Below are 19645 nucleotides of genomic sequence, written 5' to 3'. Positions count from 1 at the left end.
CTTCCTCTCAGCCGTTGGAATCGGCCGCTGCGGGACCGACGATTTCGGTGAGGGACACGCCGAAGCGGGAATTGTCGTCCTCGACCACGACGACTTCGCCCCGGGCGATGACGCGGCCGTTCACGACGACGTCGACCGGTTCGCCCACGCGATGGTCCAGGGGAACGATCGCCCCTCGGCCCAGCTTCATCAGGTTGGCGACCGGCATCGTGGCCGATCCGAGGACCACCTGCATCAAGACCGGAATCCGGAGGATGGAATCGAGATTCCGGCCATGGCCCAAGCGCTCGTCCTGCGCCCGCTGGCCGTCGGCATGCGCCTCGATCTTGGCGAACAGGCTGTCGCTATGCCCACTCCCGGTCCCGGACTCGACATTCACGTGGTCTGCGGGGGATGACATCAAACGCTCCTCAAGGATGGGACGATTCGCGGCCGAGCCGCACCGGGACCGGCGGTCGCGGGGGAGGGGGGCCACGTCGGCTGAGCCGGCATCAGGCGCTCGTCAGGTTGCCGCCGACGGCAGGTTCAGGGCTCGCATCGCCGGGCTGCGCCGCGTTCGCCAGCCTGATCCGCTCCGCCTTCAGCTCGGCCAGGGCCACCTTGGCGCACTCGATCTCGCGGCTCAGATCTTCGAGGACGACACGCCCGTCCTGGGCGAAGGACTGGACGGCGTTGCTCGCGCCGACGAGGGCGGACGCGCTCCAATCGACCATGTCGCGGTACTGGGCATGATACCGGTCGAGCCGCTTCAGACGCATGTACATCGGTACGAGGCAGGCGGTCGTCGCGACCAGGGCCGCGAACAGCAGGGCCTCAGCGAGAGAGAACATCATCGATAAATTCCTGATCCTGATCGATGAAGCGGTCCACGCGCAGGACGACGCCGCCCTCCTCCTGCCCGACATCGCACCAGAACAGATCGCGGTCGTTGCCGACCAGCTTGACACGGCTGCGCGGGGTCGCCCGCAGTTCTAGCACCTGGCCCACGCTGAGCTCGGCGATCTCGCCGAGCGTCAGCTGCTTCTCCTCCAGGATCGCCTTGAGGGTCACCGGCGTCTTCTGCACCTCGCCGGCGATCTGCTTCGTCCACCGGGAGTCCCGGGCGGAGGTCTCACCCACCAGGATCCGCGCCAGGCTCTGCCGCATCGGATTCAGGACGGATTGCGGGATGACGATGAACATCTCTCCGCCGCGATTGAGCGCCTGCAGGACGAACTTCGCCGCCACCGCTTGGTTGTTCCGGCGGCCGATGACGGCGAAATCCATTCGCAGCTCCGTCCGCTCGAGCTTGAACGGCGTGTCCGCCACCAGCGCGAATGCGGACTGCATCGCCTTGCCGATCTGCTCGAAGAGGCGCTGCGCGATCCGCATCTCGATATTCGAGAAGGATCGTTCCTCGTCGAGCGGCGGTTCGGAGCCGTCGGCACCGAGGAGCGCCTCCACCATCGTGAAGATGAAGTCGCGGTCGAAACCGACCAGGATGTGACTGTCCCATTCGGGCGCCTTGAAGATGCCGGCGACCGCGTTCGCCTCGTAGGGCTCCAGGATGTCTCCGAACCGCTGGCTCTCGACATTGCTCAGCGAGAAGTAGACCGGGGAGGCCGCGAGGTGGCGGAGCTGCTCCGCGCAGAACGTCGCCGCCCGGTCGAGGATCACGTGCAGCATCGGCAGGCGATCGAGGGAGAGCCCTGCGGCGTCCAGGAGCCGATCCCGGATGTCGTTGGCGACCGGTTGTTTGTCCATGATCAAGCCGCCTCACGCAGGGCGCTCTCGCTGCGCGGCGCGCCCGTGATCGTCGCGTTCTCCACCTCGTCGATCGTCGGCCGGTAGGCCGCCGTGATGGCCTTGCGGCCATGCTCGACGGCGATCTGGGGCAGCGCGCCGTTCATGAAGGCCAGCAGAGTCTGCTTGACGATGATGAAGACCCGGGCCTGCGCCTCGCGGGTCGCCTTCACCTTGTTGGCGAGCGGCGCCACGACGCTGTAGGAGACGAGAATGCCGGTGAAGGTGCCCACCAGGGCGGCCCCGATCAGGCTTCCCAGCAGGGCGGGGGATTGGTCGAGCGCCCCCATTGCCTTCACGATACCGAGGATCGCCGCCACGATCCCCAGGGCCGGCAAGCCGTCGGCCATGTTCATCAGCGCGAAGTAGACCTTCAGCTTGTCGCCGCGGTGCGTCGCGATCTCCTCCTCCATCAGCGCCTCGATCTCGTAGGGCCGCGCATTGCCGACCAGAATGAGACGGACATAGTCGCAGATGAACAGCGTCAGTTCCTGGTCGCGCGCCACGCGCGGATAGGCCTTGAAGATCTCGGACTGATCCGGTCTGTCCAAGTGATGTTCGACCTCGTTGCGCGGCTTTGACCGAAGTTCCCGTACCAGCGCGAATAAAAGTCCGAGCAAGGAAAGGTAATCCTCTTGTCTCGGCTCCCGAGCGAACAGAGCATCCCGGACCGCACCGGCGGTGTCCATCACCACCCGCGCCGGGTTGGCGACGATGAACGCACCGATCGCGGCGCCCCCGACAATGATGAATTCGAAAGGCTGCCAGACGACCATGATGTGGCCGCCCATGGCCCAGAAGCCGCCCGCGACACAGACCATCGCGGTCAGCAAGCCGATGATAACACCCACGTAGCGCCTCGACGTCGTATGGATCGCTACACCGGGCCGTAGACGGTCATGCTTGCGTCGGGCTGGAGCGATCTCGCGGCGCTCCAACGCAACACGTTTCGAGATCGACCGTGCAAGGCCCAGACAAGCTCCCGGCCCTAGGGCTGACGCCCAGCATCCGCGGCCTGTACATCTGCAGCGGTCGATATATCGGCGATCCGAATTCTTGTTAATTTCTTTCTGAACCCGATCCAACAAGATCAGGAACCCGGACATGACATCAACTTATCTTAATTATAAGCTTATATCTAGAGATATTACAAAAACTATGAGCGAAAAAGCGTCGGAAAAGGCAAATTCTCGAGAGATAAAATATTACTCTGATCATATTTCCGAGATAAAATCGGTAGATGATTTCATCGGCAATGCGCGCATCTTCAATTTCGCCATGCAAGCCTTCGGCTTAGATGACATGGCTTACGCCAAGGGATTCATGAGAAAGATCCTGGCAGGGCCGCCTGACGCGAACGGAATGCGCTTGGTCGATCGCATTCAAGATGCGCGATTTCGAGAATTTGCGAACGCCTTCGACTTCCAAACCCACGGCGCCAACACAACGCAGCGTCCCGAGGCCAGGCAGGCACCGATCGATTCTTATGTCCGCCAGAAGCTCGAGAGCGATGCCGGCCAGCAAGACGAGGGCACACGCCTGGCCCTGTACTTCAAGCGCCAGGCGGGAACGATCAAGTCCGCGTTCGGCATCCTGGCCGACAAGGCTTTGGCGGAAGTCGTTCGAACAGCCCTTGGACTCCCTCCCGAGATGGCGATGAGCAACCTTGATGCTCAGGCCGCCCTGATAAACCGGAAGCTCGACATCGCGAGCTTCCAGGATCCGGAAAAACTCGACAAATTCATCAAGCGCTTCACGATCATGTGGGATCAGAAGAACGATACGGCATCGACGCCGACGCTGTCGCTCTTCGGCGGGTCCGATTCGGGCTTCGACACCGGGCTCCTGCTCAAGCTGCAATCCATCCGGCTGGAGGGGCACTGACATGCAGGCGTCGCTTTACGTCACGCTGTCCGCCCAGATGGCGCTCGAACAGCGCCTGAACACCGTGGCGACCAACGTCGCCAATCTCGGGACCGCCGGCTACCGTGCGGAGGAGGTCAAGTTCGAGACGATCCTGTCCGAGGCGGGCGGGCGCGAGGTCGCGTTCACGACGCCGGGCGAGACCTTCCTGTCGCGCAAGGCCGGACCGCTCATCAAGACGGATTCGCCCCTCGACGTCGGCGTGCAGGGGGACGGCTGGCTGGCCGTGCGGGGTCCAGGAGGTCCGGTCTATACCCGCGACGGCCGGATGCAGGTCACGGCGGCCGGCGACCTGCAGGATCTGAGCGGGCGCCCGATCCTGGACCCCGGCGGTTCGCCCCTGACCGTCGATCCGGAAGGGCCCCCGATCACGATCGGACAGGACGGGATCATATCCCAAGGCACCAATCAGATCGGCGCACTCGGCGTGTTCCGTCTGGACCCGGCCGCGAAACTCACCCGTGTCGCCGGCGGTGCCGTCGCGTCGGACAGGCCGGGCCAGCCGATCCTGGACTTCAATCAGCGCGACGCGACCACGGTCCGGGTTCAGCAGGGATTCCAGGAGGGGGCCAACGTCAATCCGGTCATGGAGATGTCCCGGCTCATCGAGATCACGCGCACCTTCCAGAATGCGGCCGCCGCGGTGGCCGAAACCGAATCCTCGCTACAGGACGCGATCCGCGGCCTCGGCCCGAGCGCGTAAGCGACCGCCATCGTGGACTCCACAAGGCTGCCGCGTGCTGAGATGAGCATGAACGCCCTCGACCGGCTCGCCCGCGTGCTGGAGGACCGGGACGATCATCCCCTCGTCAGAGTCGGGGGAGTCGTCCGGGAGATCGGGTTCGGCCATTGCCGCATCCGCATCAACACCCCCCTGCTGAGGCTCGGCGAAGGCGGCAGGGCGCCGTCCGGCTCGAGCAGCGCGATCAGCCCGCCCCAGGCCCTCGCGAGGCGAAGGTCGAGGATATCCGCCAGGGGGGCCAGATCCGGCCGGCCCTTCAGGACCGGCATCAGGACCAGGGCGAGCGTGAGGATCTCGAGTCTGCGGTGGTAGGATGGCTCCGTGACCGCCCCCTCGGGATCGATCATCGCCTCGAAGCCGCTGCGCAGGGCAATCATCGCGAGGTCGGTCCAGTGCCGCGCCATCGGAAAGGCCGGCAGGGTGACGCCGGCCACCATCAGGGACGCCGCCACCTGCGCCTCCAGCAACGACCCCGCCACCGTGTGCTGGGCCAGGATCTCCGCCAGGGCCGCGGCATGCCGGACGATCTCGGCACCCAGACGCTCGACGGCCGAACGGTCCGCCGCATCGCCATCCCGCATCGCTGCGCCCAGCAGGCACAGCATCGCCTCCAGGCGCATCGCCATGCAGGCGGGATGCAGGCTCAGCGTGTCGGCCGGCCGGCCCCAGGGATTCGCGCGGGACCAGGCCAGGGCGACAGCGACCGCCCGGTCCCGAACCGCGCGCTCAGGATTTCCAGCGGCCGCACAGGTCCAGGAGAGGGACTGGAACGCAAGGCGCCACGCATGCGACCGGAACGGATCGCTCCCCCAGTCCGGCACCTCCGGGAGCGCCCAGGCCGGGCAAGACGCGAGACTGACGGAACCGTCAGCCCAGGCCGCGGCGTCCGGCCCGTCCCGCAGGAGCGCGACGCTGCGCAACGGCGACGGCGCTTCCTCCAGAAGGGCGGGGTCGAGATAGGGCAGGATCGACCCCGCGGCGGCGCCCTGGGTTGGCCGCGGGGCGCCGAGGCGGCCGAGCAGATGCGCCAGGACGGCTTCGGCGTCCGGGCCGGCTTCCTCCGCAAGATTGGCCAAGCGCAACTCGTCGTCCAGGAACACGTCCGGTGCGGCGGCCAGTGCAAGGCGCGCATCCGGATCCCAGGTGGCGAAGCCGATCTCCACCGTCGCCGCCTGGGGGGGCGGCGAGACCTTCAGGGTGAAGCGGTAGGCCTCCCGGTGGACCGGGATGTCGAGGAAGGCGGGGATCGACAGGGTGGCCAGGGTACCGGGGTAGGGCGGCGGGATCGGGTTGCCCCGCGCGTCGCGGAAGGACACCTGAGCCAGGGCACCGTCCGACTGGCCCTGCGCGATGACCTGCCCCTTGAACACGAGGGCACGCCCGGGAACCAGCCCGTGCCGCAACCAGGCGGGCCGGGGACCGAGGACGATCCGGCTGTCCTGGCCGAACCAGCCCCGCGCCGATTCGGGGGCCCCGTCCTCAGGGTGGGCCGCGTCCGGAACGGCCTGCCGGATCTCCGGCTGCACGATCCGGAACGGGTGCGTGTTGCGCCAGCTCCTGATGGTCACGCCGACTTGGGAGGCGGGCGCCGGGAGATAGAAGCGGCAGCGGATGGGAGCGCCGATCGAGCCCGCGCCGCCCTCCGACATCGGTCCGGCGATCCAGTCTCCGTGCGCGTCGATCGAGGTCCGCGCCAATCCTGGGATGCGGCCGAAATCGATCTCGGACTGATCCTGCGCGCGGAATGCGACACCGATCGCCGCGAAGTCCCGGACGCCCGGACATCCCTCGGCAGCAGCGCAGATCATGTATGCGTTGAACTCATACCAGCGGTCGCCGATCAAACGCTCGAACGCGAAGACGACCCGCGACCAGCGATTCCTGTTGCCAACCGCATGGCTCGCATCGGGCGCCTGTGCAGCGCCCGCGTCCGGTCGCGCCGAATCAGGCGTGAAGGTGTGTCGTTCGGACATCGGCTCAGGCAGATCTCGCAGGATCGAAGCGTCGCTGGGCGCGTGCGATCATCCTAGCGGATCCTGCAATATAGGACGCACCATTCCGCAAACGCCACAAAATTCGATCAACTTTACGATTATTTCTTTATTCTTGGCTATCATGTCTCTATTTTTGCTAAAAATGTCTACAAATTTTCTTCGATAGAACTTCATAACAGGATGTTGACGCTGTCTCATGTTTGATCCATTGAGAAAATTGGGGAATCAGAGACAAAGAAAAGACAAGTTTTGATCTTTCACGCAAAAATGTCGACGGAGACTTATGGCAATGTACGTCATTGTCGATGAGCGGCCGATGGTTACCGATGGTTACGTGGCCAACTTCAATCGCGAGGGCGTGACATCGGTTGGATTAGTGGCCGATGATTTCGAAGGCTGGATTCAGTCCGCCCCCGAGACGGATCTGGACGCCGTCCAGGGCTTCCTCCTGGGCAATTGTGAGCAGCGGCCCGATCTGCCGGAGATGATTCAGAAGCGGTCCCGCGCACCCATCATCGCGATGATCGAGACCCGCTGCCTGACCGAGACGCTGGATCTGTTCAGAGCCGGCATCGACGACGTCGTCCGCAAACCGGTCCATGTCCGCGAGATCCTCGCCCGGACCGAGGCCGTATGGCGGCGCTCGCAGCGCGAGAGGGCCAGCGACAGCGTCGTGGCGGACCGGACCGCGCGGCTGAGGGTGTACTTCGACGGCCGCGACCCCGACGTCGATGGGGAAAAAATGCCCCTGCCGCGCCGCGAACGCCAGATCCTCGAATTTCTGGTCCGCAATCGCGGGCGCCGGATGACCAAGGAGCAGGTGTTCAATGCGGTCTACGGCGCCTTCACGAGCGACGTGGACGAAAGCGTGATCGAGGGCCACATCAGTAAACTTCGCAAGAAACTTCGGCAGAAGCTGAGTTTCGATCCTATCGAAGTACGGCGTTATCTCGGGTATGCCTTCGTGAATTGATCTCTCTATCCGAGTTCCGCGGGAATCCGCTCATCACAAGGGCCGGTCTCCTGGCCGGCCCGTCGCGGACAGGCGGCCGGACGTCCATCGTCCGGTGGCCCGTATGTCCGGCATGAGAGGCAGCGCGGAGATGATCCGGCCGCAGCCTGGGCGTGCCGGACGCCGGCTCCGCGCCTCCCAGACCGCACGGGGATCAACCCGCGGAACGGCCGGACCGGACACGCGCCCCCCCCGAGAGCGCGGCGGGAGGCCGCCACAAGCTTCGGACAAGACAGATCGAGGAAAGATCCGCCTGCAGAACAATGTTGCGCCGTACAACGAACGTTGCGGCCCAGGATACGCCCCTCGCCAGCGGGATTTTCCCGCCTCCTGACTTATCCCGTCAGAAAGCCGACAGGTCATGAACCCGATCTTTCTGTTCAACATCGCATCCCGTCAGCTGCAACATCTTGCGGCACGCCAAGCCGTGATCGCTGGCAATATCGCGAATGCCAACACGCCTGGCTATCGCGCCCGGGACCTGACCCCGTTCCGGGACCTGATGGACAAGACGGCTCTGACGATGGCGGCGACCCATACGGGCCACCTTGAGGCCAACGGTGCCGGCACGCGACCGGCGCGCGCGACGTCATCGGCCGGCTGGGACGTCGTCCATTCCGGCAACCGGATCAGCCAGCTCGAGGCCAAGCGTGCCGAGTACGAGGAATGGCTGAAGCGCCGGCAAGCCTTCCTCGCCAAGGCGGACGAGAGCGTCACGGCGATCTACGCCCGGATGCGGCCCGAGGCAGCGGCGCAGCAACTGACCGCCATGGACAGCGAGGCGGCAGCCGCGATCCTGACACGGCTCGACGCGCGCATCGCCAGCGCGATCCTGAACGAGATGGAACCGGGTCGGGCCGCGCGCCTGGCCAACGTCATCACGAACACCCCGCCGAAGAAGCCGACGCCCCAGAGGCCCGGCGAGGCCGTCAAGGCGCAGCCCCAGCCGCGTATGGACGAGGGGGACCGCCATCCGCAGGACAGCGAGACATCAGGATGAAGCGCTTGGCCGCCATCGCGGCGCTCACGGCCCTCGGGGCTTGCGCGACGCCCATCCAAGAGATCGGCCGCGCGCCGGCCTTGAGCCCCGTGGGCCTCGGCATCGATCCGAACCACGACAGCGTGCCGCCGCTCTACGTGGCGACGCAGGGTCAGGGGTACCATTCGACCTGGGCCCAGCAGAGCGCGGACCTGTTTCAGGATCCGCGCGCCAAGAATGTCGGCGACGTGCTGACCGTTCTCATCGCGATGAACGACAAGGCCCAGTTCGACAATGCCACCGACCGGTCGCGCGATTCGCGCGCCAAGTCGAGCCTGGATCTCCAGTTCGACCTGTTCGGTCTCACGCCGGAGTCGAAGAACCATTACGAGGTCAATGGCAATTCCTCGACGAAGGGGCAGGGCACCATCGACCGCAAAGAGCAGCTCCGGCTCTCCGTGGCGGCCGTCGTCACGCATCTGTTTCCCAACGGCAACCTGCTGATCAGCGGCTCGCAGGAAGTGCGGGTCAATTACGAGGTCCGTGTCCTGAACATCGCCGGCATCGTCCGTCCGCGCGACATCTCGCGCCGGAACACGATCGACTACGACAAGATCGCGGAGGCGCGCGTTTCCTACGGCGGCCGGGGGCGCCTGATGGAGGTGCAGCAGCCCGCCGTCGTCCAGCAGGTCTACGACCTGGCCACGCCGTTCTGAACCCGAGGCTGGCGAGATCCATGGCTTCCGATTCCACATCCCGCCGCTCCAAGCTCCGCTGGCTGCTCCTCCTCGCGATGCTCACGGTCCTGGCGGTCGGGGTCGGGGGAGCGAGCGGCCTCTACATGGCCACACGGATCGAGAAGGCCGTCGACGAGCGGAAGAAGGCCGAGGAGGAGCGCGTCCAGCAGGTGGCCCCCTACGATGCGAACGCGACTGTCGCGAGTCTCGGCACCGTGGTGACGAACCTTGCCGGCCCCGGCGATGTCTGGGTCCGTTTGGAATCGTCCATCGTCGTCAAGGGTGGGGCCCTCGGCAACCCCAAGGCGATCGCCGCGGAGATCCGCCAGGACATCGTCGGCTACCTGCGCACCCTGACCGTCGCGCAGATCGAGGGACCGAGCGGCCTGAGCCACTTGCGCGAGGATCTGACCGAACGCGTCCAGATCCGAAGCAATGGCCAAGTCCAAGACTTCTTCATCGAAACACTCGTCGTCCAGTAGGGCGCTCCGTCGGCAACCTCTTCGACCCCGGCCGACAATCATCAGGATCAGTCACACCATGCTGCGTCGCGTCTGGATCGCGAGCTCGCTCCTCCTTGTCGCCACGGCGGCGCACGCGCAGAATTTCAGCCTCGACCAGGTTCTGCCCCCAGGAAACGGCTCGATCAGCGGGCGGATGATCCAGCTCATCGCGCTGATGACCGTCCTGTCGATCGCGCCGGGTCTCCTTGTCATGGTGACGAGCTTCACCCGATTCGTCGTCGCACTCTCGTTCCTCCGCTCGGGGCTGGGCCTGCAGAGCGCCCCGGCGAATCTCGTGCTGATCAGCCTGTCGCTGTTCATGACCTTCTATGTCATGGGGCCGACCTTCGATCGTGCCTGGCAGGACGGCGTCCGCCCGCTCACCGAGAACAGGATCAGCGAGGAGGAAGCCTTCGCCAAGGTGACCGCGCCGTTCCGGGACTTCATGCTGGCCCATGTCCGACCGAAGGATCTCGACACCTTCGCGGAGATGGCCGCGGCCAATGCGTCCAAGGCGCCGGATGGCGGCAGATCCGACCTGAGGATCCTGATCCCGGCCTTCATGATCTCCGAACTGCGGCGCGGTTTCGAGATCGGCTTCCTGATCGCGCTTCCCTTCCTCGTCATCGACATGGTCATCGCGGTGCTGGTCATGTCCATGGGTATGATGATGCTGCCGCCGACGGTGATTTCGCTGCCTTTCAAGATCCTGTTCTTCGTACTGATCGACGGATGGAACATGCTGATCAGCGGTCTTGTGAAATCGTATTTCTAATCAGACCCGAAACAATTCTAAGGTCGAGGCGTCATAAATTTTTCCACGACGGGTCTATTTTGACGTTGACTTGCGAGGATAGCCAGTCCATCACATCAGCGCTGCAAATGGATTGGTCGGCCACAAAGGTCATCTCTCGTTCGGTGCAGCATTGATAGCAGGTTGAGATCCGACCCGGACGGGCGATCTCAAAGGCATGAAGCCGCCCTGCTATGCCGGCGAGAATCCGGCATGTCCCAGAAACAACGTCTTCCAAGGGACATCGTTATGTCGAGCCTGTTTACGAACAACGCCGCGATGACGGCGCAGCTGACGCTGAAGCTCATCGGCCAGAACCTGGACAAGACCAACGACGTCATCACGACGGGCCTGAAGATCGCGGGCGCTTCGGACAACGCCGCCTACTGGGCGATCGCCACCCAGATCCGCCAGGACAATTCCGCCCTCGGCGCCGTCAAGGATTCGATCGGCCAGGGCCTGGGCGTCGTCAACATCACGTACCAGGCCCTCAACACGATGGTCGACGAGCTCAAGGAGGTCAAAAGGAAGCTGACCACGGCGTCGGGCGTCGGCGTCGACCGCATGCTGATCCAGGACGATCTCAATGCGACCCTCTCCCGCTTCCGCGCCTATGCTGCGGATGCCTCGCAGGCCGGCGAAGCCTGGCTGTCGGTCGACTCGAACCAGCCCACCTACTCGCCGATCCGGAAGGTCGTCTCGGGCTTCACCCGGGTGCTGGGCCAGCCGATCCTGACGACGACCGACATCGACACGAACAAGCTCAAGCTGTACGATGCGAAGACGGGCAACGGGAGCGCCGGCACGAGTGCCGCGACCACGTCGCTGGCGGCCTGGACGACGGCGCAAGCCACGTACGACGCCGCCTATGCGGCCTACACCAGCAGCGGCAAGACCTCCGCGGACGTGACCGCCTACACGAGCGCGAAGGCCAGTTACGATGCCGCCAAGGCGACTTTCGAGGGCGCGCGGACGTCGGCGAATGCTTCGGCCAAGGTGGGCAAGGATGGCACCGGCGGCATCCTCAACAAGGAATACTCCGTGCTCGGCGCGGACAACAACGGCTTCCTCAAGGCCTACAACCTGAAATTTGACACGATGGACATCTCGACGGTCCTGCCGAACGACCTGTCGAAGATCAACGCCTACATCTCGATGGTCGACCGGATCTCCTCCGCGATGACCGAAGTGGCGGCCAACCTCGGTGCGCTCAAGTCGCAGATGCAGTCGTTCCAGAACTACACCGACGTCCTGTCCAAGGCCAACGATACCTCCATCGGCATCCTGGTGGACGGCAACATGGAAGAAGAGTCGACGAAGCTGAAGGCCCTTCAGGTCCAGCAGCAGCTCGGCATCCAGTCGCTCACGATCGCCAACCAGAACACGCAGCAGATCCTCAGCCTGTTCCGGAACTGATCCGGCTCACCTGAGCAATATCAAGACCAGATCGCCGATCTGATTCAGGCCGCGCGTCTTCGGATGCGCGGCTTTTTCCTTTGCCGAAGCCGCGCGTTACGCCACCTTCGCGCAAGGTTGATCCGCCATGCGGAGGCAGAGCCACTGTGGTGGATACCGAGTCCTGCCGATGCCCGGTCGCGAACACATTGAGAAGCTGTGGAACAATATCCTGGAGCTCGGGCCCCGGCGCTTGATCGCCCTCGGGCTGGTGGGACTGACCGTGTTCCTCGCCATAGGCCTGGGGGCCTATTACCTGAGCCGCCCGCTCCGGGAGACCCTCTATTCCGGCTTGAGCCGTGACGACGTGAGTCGCATGGGCGTGGCGCTCAAGGACGCCGGGATTCCCTTCGACGTCAGTGCGGACGGCACATCGGTTCTGGTCAGCTACGGGCAGACCGCGCAGGCCCGCATGCTCCTGGCCGAGAAGGGCCTGCCCCAGAGCGGCAAGGCCGGCTACGAACTGTTCAACGACCTGGGCTCGCTGGGCCTGACCTCGTTCATGCAGGACATCACCCGGGTCCGGGCCCTGGAGGGCGAGATCGCCCGCACCATCCAGACGCTCAAGGGCGTCAAGGCAGCCCGGGTCCATATCGTGATGCCCGATCCCGGCTCGTTCCGCCGCGAGCAGCAGCCCGCCTCGGCCTCAGTGGTCGTGCGCACCGAGCCCGCCAACGATGCCTCGACCGCGCCGGCGATCCGGCAGCTCGTCGCCGCCGCCATTCCCGGCATGAAGCCGGAAAAGGTGACCGTGCTGAATACCGATGGGACGGTCCTGCTCGCCGGCGACGACGCCACCACGGCGCCGGCCGGCCGGCTGACGAGCCTCGAGCAAACCGTCACCCGGGAGATCCAGGACAACGTCCGCCGCACGCTTACCCCTTATCTGGGGCCAAACAATTTCGAAATCAGCGTTGTTGCCCGGCTCAACACGGACAAGACCAAGACGGACGAGACAATCTTCAATCCCGACCAGAAGGTCGAGCGCTCGCTGCGGACAATCAAGGAATCGGAGAGTTCGCAGAACCGCGCCCCCCAGAAGCCGACCACCGCTCAGCAGAACCTGCCCGATCAGCGCGTCCGTTCCGAGGGGACCGATGCGTCGAGTTCAGAAAGCCAGCGCCGCGAGGAATTGTCCAACTTCGAGATCTCCTCGAAGACGGTCCAGACCGTCAGCGACGGCTATTCCGTGAAGAACCTGTCCGTCGCCGTTCTGGTGAACCGGTCCCGCCTCGAGGCGCTCGCGGGCAGCGTCAAAGACGGGGCCAAGGTCGATCTGGAGCCGCAGATTTCAGAGATCGAGCAACTGGTCGCGTCAGCGGCCGGCTTCAACAAGGGCCGGGGCGACCAGATCAAGGTGGCGGCCGTCAGTTTCATCGACGAAGGTCAGCCTCTCGCCCCCACGCCGGCCCTGGGTGTCGGCGACGTCCTGATGCGGCAGTCCGGAACCCTGATCAACGCGGCCACGATCCTGATTGTCGGATGCCTGCTCATCTGGTTCGGCTTGCGTCCAGCGGTCAATGCCATCCTCGCCCGCCCCTCGGAGGTCGGAACCGAACTCACCGTCGCCCCAATGGACCTCGCGGCGGCGCTCGGCGTGCCGCAAGCGGAGCAGGTCGGGGCATCCTCGGATCCCAGCCTGATCGAGGATTTGAATGAGCACGTCACGCGCTCGCCGATCCGCAAGCTCGAGCAGCTGGTGGAACTCGACGAAGAGCAGGTCGCCAACATCCTGAAACAATGGCTCACGCGCGACGAGGCCGCGTAATGGTGGATGCACCTCCGATCTGGACCGTATTTTCGGATGCGGGTCAGCGATCGTCCCCCACCCTTGCGGCGCTGATCGCCAAACGGGATCCGGCCGACGCGGCCGCCCCCCCGCAGGACGCCGATGCCATCGCGGCTGAGGCGCGCGCGGAAGGCCGCCGAGAGGGCGAGGCGCTGGCCGCTCGGGCGGCTGAGGCCGCCGCGGCGGCGGAACGCGCCGCGGCGGCTACCACCCTGGCGGAGACACGGCAGCGCTGGGTCGAAACGGAAGCCGCTGTCCTGGCGAACGGCTTCGCCGAGCAGGTTCAGATGCTGGAAGCCCGTCTGGCCGGGAGCCTGACGCGGGTCCTCCAGCCCTTCTTGGCGGAAGCCCTGCAGCAGGAGGCGATCCGCGAGTTGCAGGCGACCGTGTCCACTCTAGTGGCGGACAGTCAGACGGGCACGCTCACCCTGAGCGGGCCGCCGGATCTCGTGGAGGCGCTGGCCCGGCGCCTGAATCTGCCGCCTGACCGACTCGCCTTGTCGCCGGACAGCAGACCTGACCTGCGCATTCAGACGAACTGGACCGTCATTGAGACCCGGCTCCAGGCATGGGGTGACCGTATCGCCGCCCTCATCGAGGACCGCTGAGCATGGCCAACGATCACCCCGAGATCATTATCGTCCGCCGGCCCCCGCAGGACGACAACGAACATCATGGCGGCGTCTGGAAGATCGCATTTGCCGACTTTATGACGACGCTGATGGCGCTGTTCTTGGTCCTGTGGCTGACCAGGGTCACGAGCGATGAGACCAAGACCAGCATAGCGAATTACTTCAATCCGATCAGCCTTTCCCAGCCTCTTCCGCTTCGGAAGGGGCTCAGCGATCCTCAGCCGGGTTCGACGGATTCGAAGGAGGGAAACAAGGCGAGCGACACGGCGGCCGCCGCCGGCACGCGGGACAGATCCGGCACCCTGCCGCCCGGATCGGCGGGGCGGGAGCGGGAACTGTTCCAGGATCCCTATTCCGTCCTGGCGCACCTCGCGACCGAGTCCGATCCGGACAAGCCCCAGAGCACCACGATCGGCGATCTCGGCGAAGCGGGTCGGCGGGGGGGCGACGTGGCCCGGGATCCGTTCGATCCGCTGTACTGGCAGGTGACCACCCTGTCGCCGGCGAAGACCGACCGGCCCGCCCCAACCGGGATCACACCCCCGCCGGCCCAGGCCAGGCCCGATGCGCGCGGAGCCGGAGACGCGGACAGCACGGAGGCTGAACCGCCGGTGTCCGATCGCCAAGATCGCCAAGATCGCCAAGCCGCGGAGGCGAAGGCCCCCGAGGCCAAGGCAGCAGGACAGACGGCCACAGGACACACGGCGACGGCAAACAAGGTGGCGGAGATCAGGGACACCGGCGCCAAGGCGGCGGAGGCTCCCATCGCGGGGTCGGCCCCGATCCCGGCGGCGACCGCTGCGGCCCAGGCCGCGCTGCAAGCGGAGATCGCCAAGATCTTCCCGCCCTCCGCGCCCGGTCCCCGCGTCGAGGTTCAGGGGACGTCGGAGGGGCTCTTGATCAACGTGACGGACGACCTGAATTTCAGCATGTTCGCGGTGGGCTCGGCCGAGCCCCGTCCCGAGATGGTGCGGGCCATGGAGCGCCTCGCGAAGGCGCTGGCCTCGCGCCCGGGCCGGCTCATCATCCGCGGCCATACCGACAGTCGGCCGTTCCGCTCGGACGTCTACGACAACTGGCGGCTCTCGACGGCGCGCGCCCACATGGCGTCCTACATGCTCATCCGAGCGGGCATCGAGGAGGCGCGGATCTGGCGCGTTGAGGGGGCGGCCAACCGGATGCCGCGCAACGCGCCAGATCCCAAGGCGCCGGAGAACCGGCGGATCGAGATCCTTCTCCAAGGAATTCCGGGATGAGGCGGATCCTGCTGGGTGCCCTCGGTGCGCTCGTTACAGGGCTCGTGGATCCAGCCGTCGCGGAACCGGCGCCCACGGCGGTTCCGCAGGCGGACCGTCCCGCGCTTCCGGAGTCCGTGCCGGCACGGGCGGCCCTGGACTCCCAGGGCTTGAGGGCCGGTCCCGTTGCCGCGGTGCGGACGCTACAATTGCTGCAGGACCGGGTCGCGTCCGGCTCGGTGGCCGCCCACGAGGGTCAGCCGCGGTTGATCGCCCGGATCAACGTGGATCTTCTGGCTGCGGCACCGGAAGTCTGGGCCGACGGGCATAATGTCAGAGCCGCCATCGTCTTCTCCCTGAGCGGCGGGGGGCCGGCGATCCTGCGTCGTCTGACTGCGCTGGACGGGCTGGGCGACCGGGAGGCGACGCTGGCCCGCGGCGCTCTAGCCTATATCGAGGGGCGGGATGCGGACGCGAACCGCCTCCTCAGGGATTTCGACACGGCGGGTCTGCCGCCGACGCTCGCCGGTGCGGTCGGCCTGGCGCAGGCCTCGCTCATCGTGACCGAGAATCCGGTCCGGGCGATCGCCCTGCTCGATCGCGTGCGGCTGCTGCTGCCGGGGACCCTCAGCGAGGAAGGAGCCCTGCGCCGCGAGGTCTTCGCCCTCGGGCAGATCGGCGATCTGCACAGGTTCGAAGCCCTGGCGATTCAGTATCTGCGCCGCTTTCCGCATTCGGTTTACGCTGGCAATTTCAGGCAGCGCCTCGCCTACCAGTTGACTCAGTTCGATGTCGGCCGGGACGAGGCGCGCTTCGGGGCCCTCAACAGGATCGTCAACGAACTGGCTGCCGGGAGCCGGCGCGATCTGTACCTGCTGATCGCCCGTACGGCGATCCAGGAGGGCAAGACGGCCTCGGCGCGCCTGGCCGCCGACAAGGCCCTGGCGCTCTGCGGGCCCGAGAGTCCGGAGGCGGCCCAGGGACGCCTTTACCGGGCGGCGGCCGAGATCGTGGACCTGGCGACCTTCGAGCCCGGGCTGCGGACCTTGCAGGCCCTCGACCGATCCAAGCTTCCCGCCCGCGACATCCCCCTCCTCAAGACGGCGCTTGCGACGGCCGAGGAGATCGGGCGCGGTCTCGTCGGCACGCGCGTGGGGCCGGTGGCCGACACGGCGCCATCGCGACAGGCGCAGGCCGCGGCGGATTCCACCGATGGCGCGGCCAGACTGATTCCCAAGGCCCAAGCCACGATCGACCAGATCGATCTGCTCCTCCAGAAGGCAACTCCGTGACCCTGATCGCCGCCACGGTTCAGAGACCCGCGCCGAAGTCCGATCGCGAGATGGCACGGTCCCATCCGGAGACCGACCTCCGGACCCCGCCGGACAGAGGCCGGCCCGGCGCCTTCGGGGATGTCCTGCGCGAGATCGCGGAGCCCCCCTCCACGCCCTCGTCCGACGAGGACCGGGATGATGCCGCGGAGCCGCGGGGACCTGTCGCGAAGGGCCGCCCCGACGAGGCGACCGTGACACCCGCGCTCTCCCCCGCCGATCCGGCAAGCGCCGCCGCGACGGCGCTGGCCAACGTCCTGAACACCGCCCATCCGGCGGCCGCCTCCGACGGCCCCGCGACCGGCGGCTCTCCGGGGCCACGCACGACAGCCCCCGACGCCGCAGCCCGTTCCGCACCCGCGCTGGTGCGCGGGGCGGGATCCGCGCAGGGGCTGCTTGCCGGATCAGGACCCAAGCCGGACGTCACGGTGCTCGACCGCGCGGTCCATTTCAAACCCGTGCTGCCTCCGGCAGCGCTGCCCGAGTCCGGGACCGCCGAAGCTGCGCCAGCGGCCTCCGGGGCACCAACCGTGGCCGGACAGAACCCCGCCCGGCCGGGACTGAGCGACGTCATCGCCACCGCGGCGCGGACGCTTCAGGCCGCGACCGGTCTCGCGCCCCAGGGTCCGGCAGACACGGCGATGCCCGCCGAAGCTGCGCCGGCGGCCTCCGGGGCTCCCTTTGTGGCCGGACAGAACCTCGCCCGGCCGGGACTGGGCGACATCATCGCCACCGCGGCGCGGACGCTTCGGGCCGCGACCGGTCTCGCGCCCCAGGATCCCGCAGACACGGCGGTGCGCGCGGCCATCACCGCGCCCGGCACGTCCGACCTGAGCGTGCCTGCGGACAGCCATGCGGTCCCCGGAATCGCCCGTACGATCCTCGCGGCCGCAGGCCATCAGAGCCGGGCCGGCAGTTCCGTCCCGACCCCCAGGGACAGCGTCGGGACAGAGACGGGCCTGCCCGCCATCACCCTGCCGATGATCGCCGCTGCCATCGAGGATGAGATCGCGCGTGCGGTGCCGGCCCGTCCGGATGCGGTCGGCAATCACGCCGACCCGGCGACCGGGACCGCGCCCGACGGACCGCTGCGGGTGCTCAGGATCCAGCTGAGGCCGGAAGAGCTGGGAACCGTCACCGTGGAGCTGCGACTGGCGAATGGCCAGCTCGAGACGCACCTGCGCGCCTCGCGGCCGGAAACCGCCGCGCTCCTGCAGCGGGATGCGGCCATCCTCACGGACCTTCTCAAGCAGGCGCACCACCAAGCCGATGTCACGGTCGCTCAAGCGCGACCGGCCGATGCGGGAGGCTCTGCCGAAGGGGCTCCGTCGCAGGGTCAGTCCTCCTTCGCGAACGGGGGGGCTCGACCGGGTCACCGGGAGGATGGGCAACGACAGGCGGCGCATCGTTCGGCCACCGGCCGGCGCGACGGAGAGCGGATCGATGAGACGATACGTCCTCGCGACGGCGGCATTTATCTGTAGCGCGGTTCCGGCCGCCGCAAACGTGTGTGAGGCCGAGATGGGCCGCGCCTCGGCCCGTTACGGCGTGCCTCTCGGCGTCCTCTACGCCGTCGGCCTCACGGAGACGGGCAAACGCGGCTCGCTCCAGCCCTATGCCATGAACATCGAAGGAACGGCCTATTTCGCGACCGGGCCCCAGGACGTGCTCGCCCACTTCACCGAGGCGCGCCGCCGGGGCGCGCGCCTGATCGATCTCGGCTGCATGCAGATCAATCACCATTATCACGGCGGCAAGTTCGGCTCGGTCGAGGCCATGATCGACCCGCACGCGAACGTGGACTACGCGACGCAATTCCTCCGGGACCTGAAGAAGCGGGAAGGCAGCTGGACGATGGCCGTGGCGCGCTATCATGCCGGCCCGCACAACAACGCGGCGCAGAAGATCTATATCTGCCGGGTCGTGGCGAACATGGTGGTGACGGGTTTCGGCCAGTGGACGCCCGCCGCCACGCGCTTCTGCCAGTGAGAGCCGGAAGGCAGTCCGGAAGCGTCCATGGAACCAAGGGAAGAACCGGGGTCTTTCGCCAGAGGCCACCCGACACCTCACGATCACCGGGCAGGACGGCGGTCATCGTCCGTTCACCGGCCTGGAGGAGCCGCATGACCGACGCCCCAGAGCCGCCGGAAGCACCATCCGGGAAGATGGCCCTGCTGGTGGCCCTCACTCTCGCGGCCGTCGCCGCCGCCGCCTATGTCCTGATCCGTATGGATTAGTCCGGCCGTCGCCGCGCCGACGGACGATCCCGCTCCGTCGCTACAGGATTCGACAGCTCCCGTAGCTGACCTTGATCGCATTGCGCTCCTCGGGATTGAGCTGCGCCTCGACGAAGTTCAGCTTGTTCAGGTCGATCAGCAGGAAATAGACGCCGTTCTGGCATTTGATCGCGTTGCGCGGCGTGCGCTCATTCAGACGCGGCGAGGCGGTCTGACACTCGTAATAGTCGGAGCGTCCTGCCGAGATCACGGTCAGCAGGCCGCCGCTGGTGACCAGCGAGAACGTCCGGGCCTTCTGGGGCTGCGGCTTCGCCCCCTCCGGCGTGGCGGCATCGAGACCGACGGACGCCTCCTCCGTACACGTCATCGGACGGCGCAGCTGGGAGGCGGACGGCGTGATGCTCAGCAGGAGAAGCGCACCGGCGAGCGCTACCCGTTTCGCGATCATCGGCGAGGGATCCGTGATTCGTGGGTAGTTTCTACCCACAAGCTAGGCCTTTA

Annotated in this window: 20 protein-coding genes; 14 read left to right on the top strand and 6 right to left on the bottom strand. The window is 66.4% G+C overall.

Annotated elements, in window-relative coordinates; genetic code table 11:
• Positions 1-7 precede the first annotated feature (7 nt).
• From fliN to motA, 4 genes are all read right to left on the bottom strand, one after another.
• The gene (gene fliN / locus MCBMB27_RS06295) at positions 8-400 is read right to left on the bottom strand and encodes a flagellar motor switch protein FliN (RefSeq protein ID WP_043348558.1); all 393 of its coding nucleotides are present in this window, start codon (positions 398-400) and stop codon (positions 8-10) included.
• 91 nt (positions 401-491) lie between these two features.
• Complete coding sequence (locus tag MCBMB27_RS06290) at positions 492-833, bottom strand: hypothetical protein (RefSeq protein WP_236952921.1); 342 nt, start codon at positions 831-833, stop codon at positions 492-494.
• Positions 814-1743, bottom strand: a complete 930-nt coding sequence (locus MCBMB27_RS06285; protein ID WP_043348563.1) for a flagellar motor switch protein FliM — start codon at positions 1741-1743, stop codon at positions 814-816. The genes MCBMB27_RS06290 and MCBMB27_RS06285 overlap by 20 nt, the downstream gene beginning before the upstream one ends.
• Positions 1744-1745: 2 nt before the next feature.
• Positions 1746-2633 (bottom strand): flagellar motor stator protein MotA, encoded by an 888-nt coding sequence (motA, locus tag MCBMB27_RS06280; protein WP_075380081.1) that lies wholly within the window; start codon positions 2631-2633, stop codon positions 1746-1748.
• Between the two features lie 307 nt (positions 2634-2940).
• Here motA and MCBMB27_RS06275 point away from each other — a divergent pair, with 307 nt between their 5' ends.
• Both MCBMB27_RS06275 and flgF read left to right on the top strand, forming a co-directional pair.
• Positions 2941-3666 carry a DUF1217 domain-containing protein gene (locus MCBMB27_RS06275; RefSeq protein WP_236952920.1) on the top strand — a complete coding sequence of 242 codons (726 nt, stop codon included), beginning with the start codon at positions 2941-2943 and terminating at the stop codon, positions 3664-3666.
• Position 3667: 1 nt separating this feature from the next.
• Positions 3668-4408 carry a flagellar basal-body rod protein FlgF gene (gene flgF, locus MCBMB27_RS06270; protein ID WP_043348571.1) on the top strand — a complete coding sequence of 247 codons (741 nt, stop codon included), beginning with the start codon at positions 3668-3670 and terminating at the stop codon, positions 4406-4408.
• Positions 4409-4503: 95 nt separating this feature from the next.
• Here flgF and MCBMB27_RS29485 read toward each other — a convergent pair whose 3' ends face one another.
• Positions 4504-6420 (bottom strand): hypothetical protein, encoded by a 1917-nt coding sequence (locus tag MCBMB27_RS29485; protein ID WP_159020307.1) that lies wholly within the window; start codon positions 6418-6420, stop codon positions 4504-4506.
• Positions 6421-6730: 310 nt separating this feature from the next.
• On the opposite strand from MCBMB27_RS29485, the gene MCBMB27_RS06260 reads away from it, so the two are divergent.
• The 12 genes from MCBMB27_RS06260 to MCBMB27_RS06200 all read left to right on the top strand — a co-directional run bounded on the left by MCBMB27_RS06260 (position 6731) and on the right by MCBMB27_RS06200 (position 18896).
• Complete coding sequence (locus MCBMB27_RS06260; protein WP_043357246.1) at positions 6731-7414, top strand: response regulator transcription factor; 684 nt, start codon at positions 6731-6733, stop codon at positions 7412-7414.
• A 400-nt stretch (positions 7415-7814) separates the two neighbouring features.
• Positions 7815-8453 carry a flagellar basal body protein gene (locus MCBMB27_RS28790; RefSeq protein WP_083683405.1) on the top strand — a complete coding sequence of 213 codons (639 nt, stop codon included), beginning with the start codon at positions 7815-7817 and terminating at the stop codon, positions 8451-8453.
• The gene (gene flgH, locus MCBMB27_RS06245; protein WP_043357258.1) at positions 8450-9148 is read left to right on the top strand and encodes a flagellar basal body L-ring protein FlgH; all 699 of its coding nucleotides are present in this window, start codon (positions 8450-8452) and stop codon (positions 9146-9148) included. Before MCBMB27_RS28790 ends, flgH begins: the two co-directional genes overlap by 4 nt.
• Positions 9149-9168: 20 nt before the next feature.
• Positions 9169-9651 (top strand): flagellar basal body-associated FliL family protein, encoded by a 483-nt coding sequence (locus tag MCBMB27_RS06240; RefSeq protein ID WP_075380078.1) that lies wholly within the window; start codon positions 9169-9171, stop codon positions 9649-9651.
• Between the two features lie 58 nt (positions 9652-9709).
• Complete coding sequence (fliP, locus tag MCBMB27_RS06235) at positions 9710-10447, top strand: flagellar type III secretion system pore protein FliP (protein ID WP_043357262.1); 738 nt, start codon at positions 9710-9712, stop codon at positions 10445-10447.
• Positions 10448-10714: 267 nt separating this feature from the next.
• Positions 10715-11881 carry a flagellin N-terminal helical domain-containing protein gene (locus MCBMB27_RS06230; protein ID WP_043756832.1) on the top strand — a complete coding sequence of 389 codons (1167 nt, stop codon included), beginning with the start codon at positions 10715-10717 and terminating at the stop codon, positions 11879-11881.
• 169 nt (positions 11882-12050) lie between these two features.
• Positions 12051-13688, top strand: a complete 1638-nt coding sequence (gene fliF / locus MCBMB27_RS06225; RefSeq protein ID WP_075380077.1) for a flagellar basal-body MS-ring/collar protein FliF — start codon at positions 12051-12053, stop codon at positions 13686-13688.
• The gene (locus MCBMB27_RS06220; RefSeq protein WP_139231550.1) at positions 13661-14317 is read left to right on the top strand and encodes a hypothetical protein; all 657 of its coding nucleotides are present in this window, start codon (positions 13661-13663) and stop codon (positions 14315-14317) included. The genes fliF and MCBMB27_RS06220 overlap by 28 nt, the downstream gene beginning before the upstream one ends.
• 2 nt (positions 14318-14319) lie before the next feature.
• The gene (locus MCBMB27_RS06215; RefSeq protein ID WP_075380075.1) at positions 14320-15597 is read left to right on the top strand and encodes a MotB family protein; all 1278 of its coding nucleotides are present in this window, start codon (positions 14320-14322) and stop codon (positions 15595-15597) included.
• On the top strand, positions 15594-16868 hold the full coding sequence (locus MCBMB27_RS06210) for a chemotaxis protein (RefSeq protein ID WP_075380074.1): 1275 nt from the start codon (positions 15594-15596) through the stop codon (positions 16866-16868). The genes MCBMB27_RS06215 and MCBMB27_RS06210 overlap by 4 nt, the downstream gene beginning before the upstream one ends.
• Entirely contained in the window at positions 16865-18391 is a 1527-nt protein-coding gene (locus tag MCBMB27_RS06205) for a flagellar hook-length control protein FliK (RefSeq protein WP_091954922.1), read from the top strand. The genes MCBMB27_RS06210 and MCBMB27_RS06205 overlap by 4 nt, the downstream gene beginning before the upstream one ends.
• On the top strand, positions 18351-18896 hold the full coding sequence (locus MCBMB27_RS06200; protein ID WP_075380073.1) for a transglycosylase SLT domain-containing protein: 546 nt from the start codon (positions 18351-18353) through the stop codon (positions 18894-18896). The genes MCBMB27_RS06205 and MCBMB27_RS06200 overlap by 41 nt, the downstream gene beginning before the upstream one ends.
• A gap of 288 nt (positions 18897-19184) precedes the next feature.
• On the opposite strand, the gene MCBMB27_RS06195 is transcribed toward MCBMB27_RS06200, so the two are convergent.
• Positions 19185-19592: a hypothetical protein gene (locus MCBMB27_RS06195; RefSeq protein WP_043357279.1), complete on the bottom strand. Its 408-nt coding sequence runs from the start codon at positions 19590-19592 to the stop codon at positions 19185-19187.
• Positions 19593-19645 lie beyond the last annotated feature (53 nt).

Source organism: Methylobacterium phyllosphaerae (assembly GCF_001936175.1).
GTDB classification, from domain to species: domain Bacteria; phylum Pseudomonadota; class Alphaproteobacteria; order Rhizobiales; family Beijerinckiaceae; genus Methylobacterium; species Methylobacterium fujisawaense.
The sequence above is the reverse complement of the archived record's forward strand: the minus strand, read 5'-3'. Positions and strand labels throughout refer to the sequence as shown.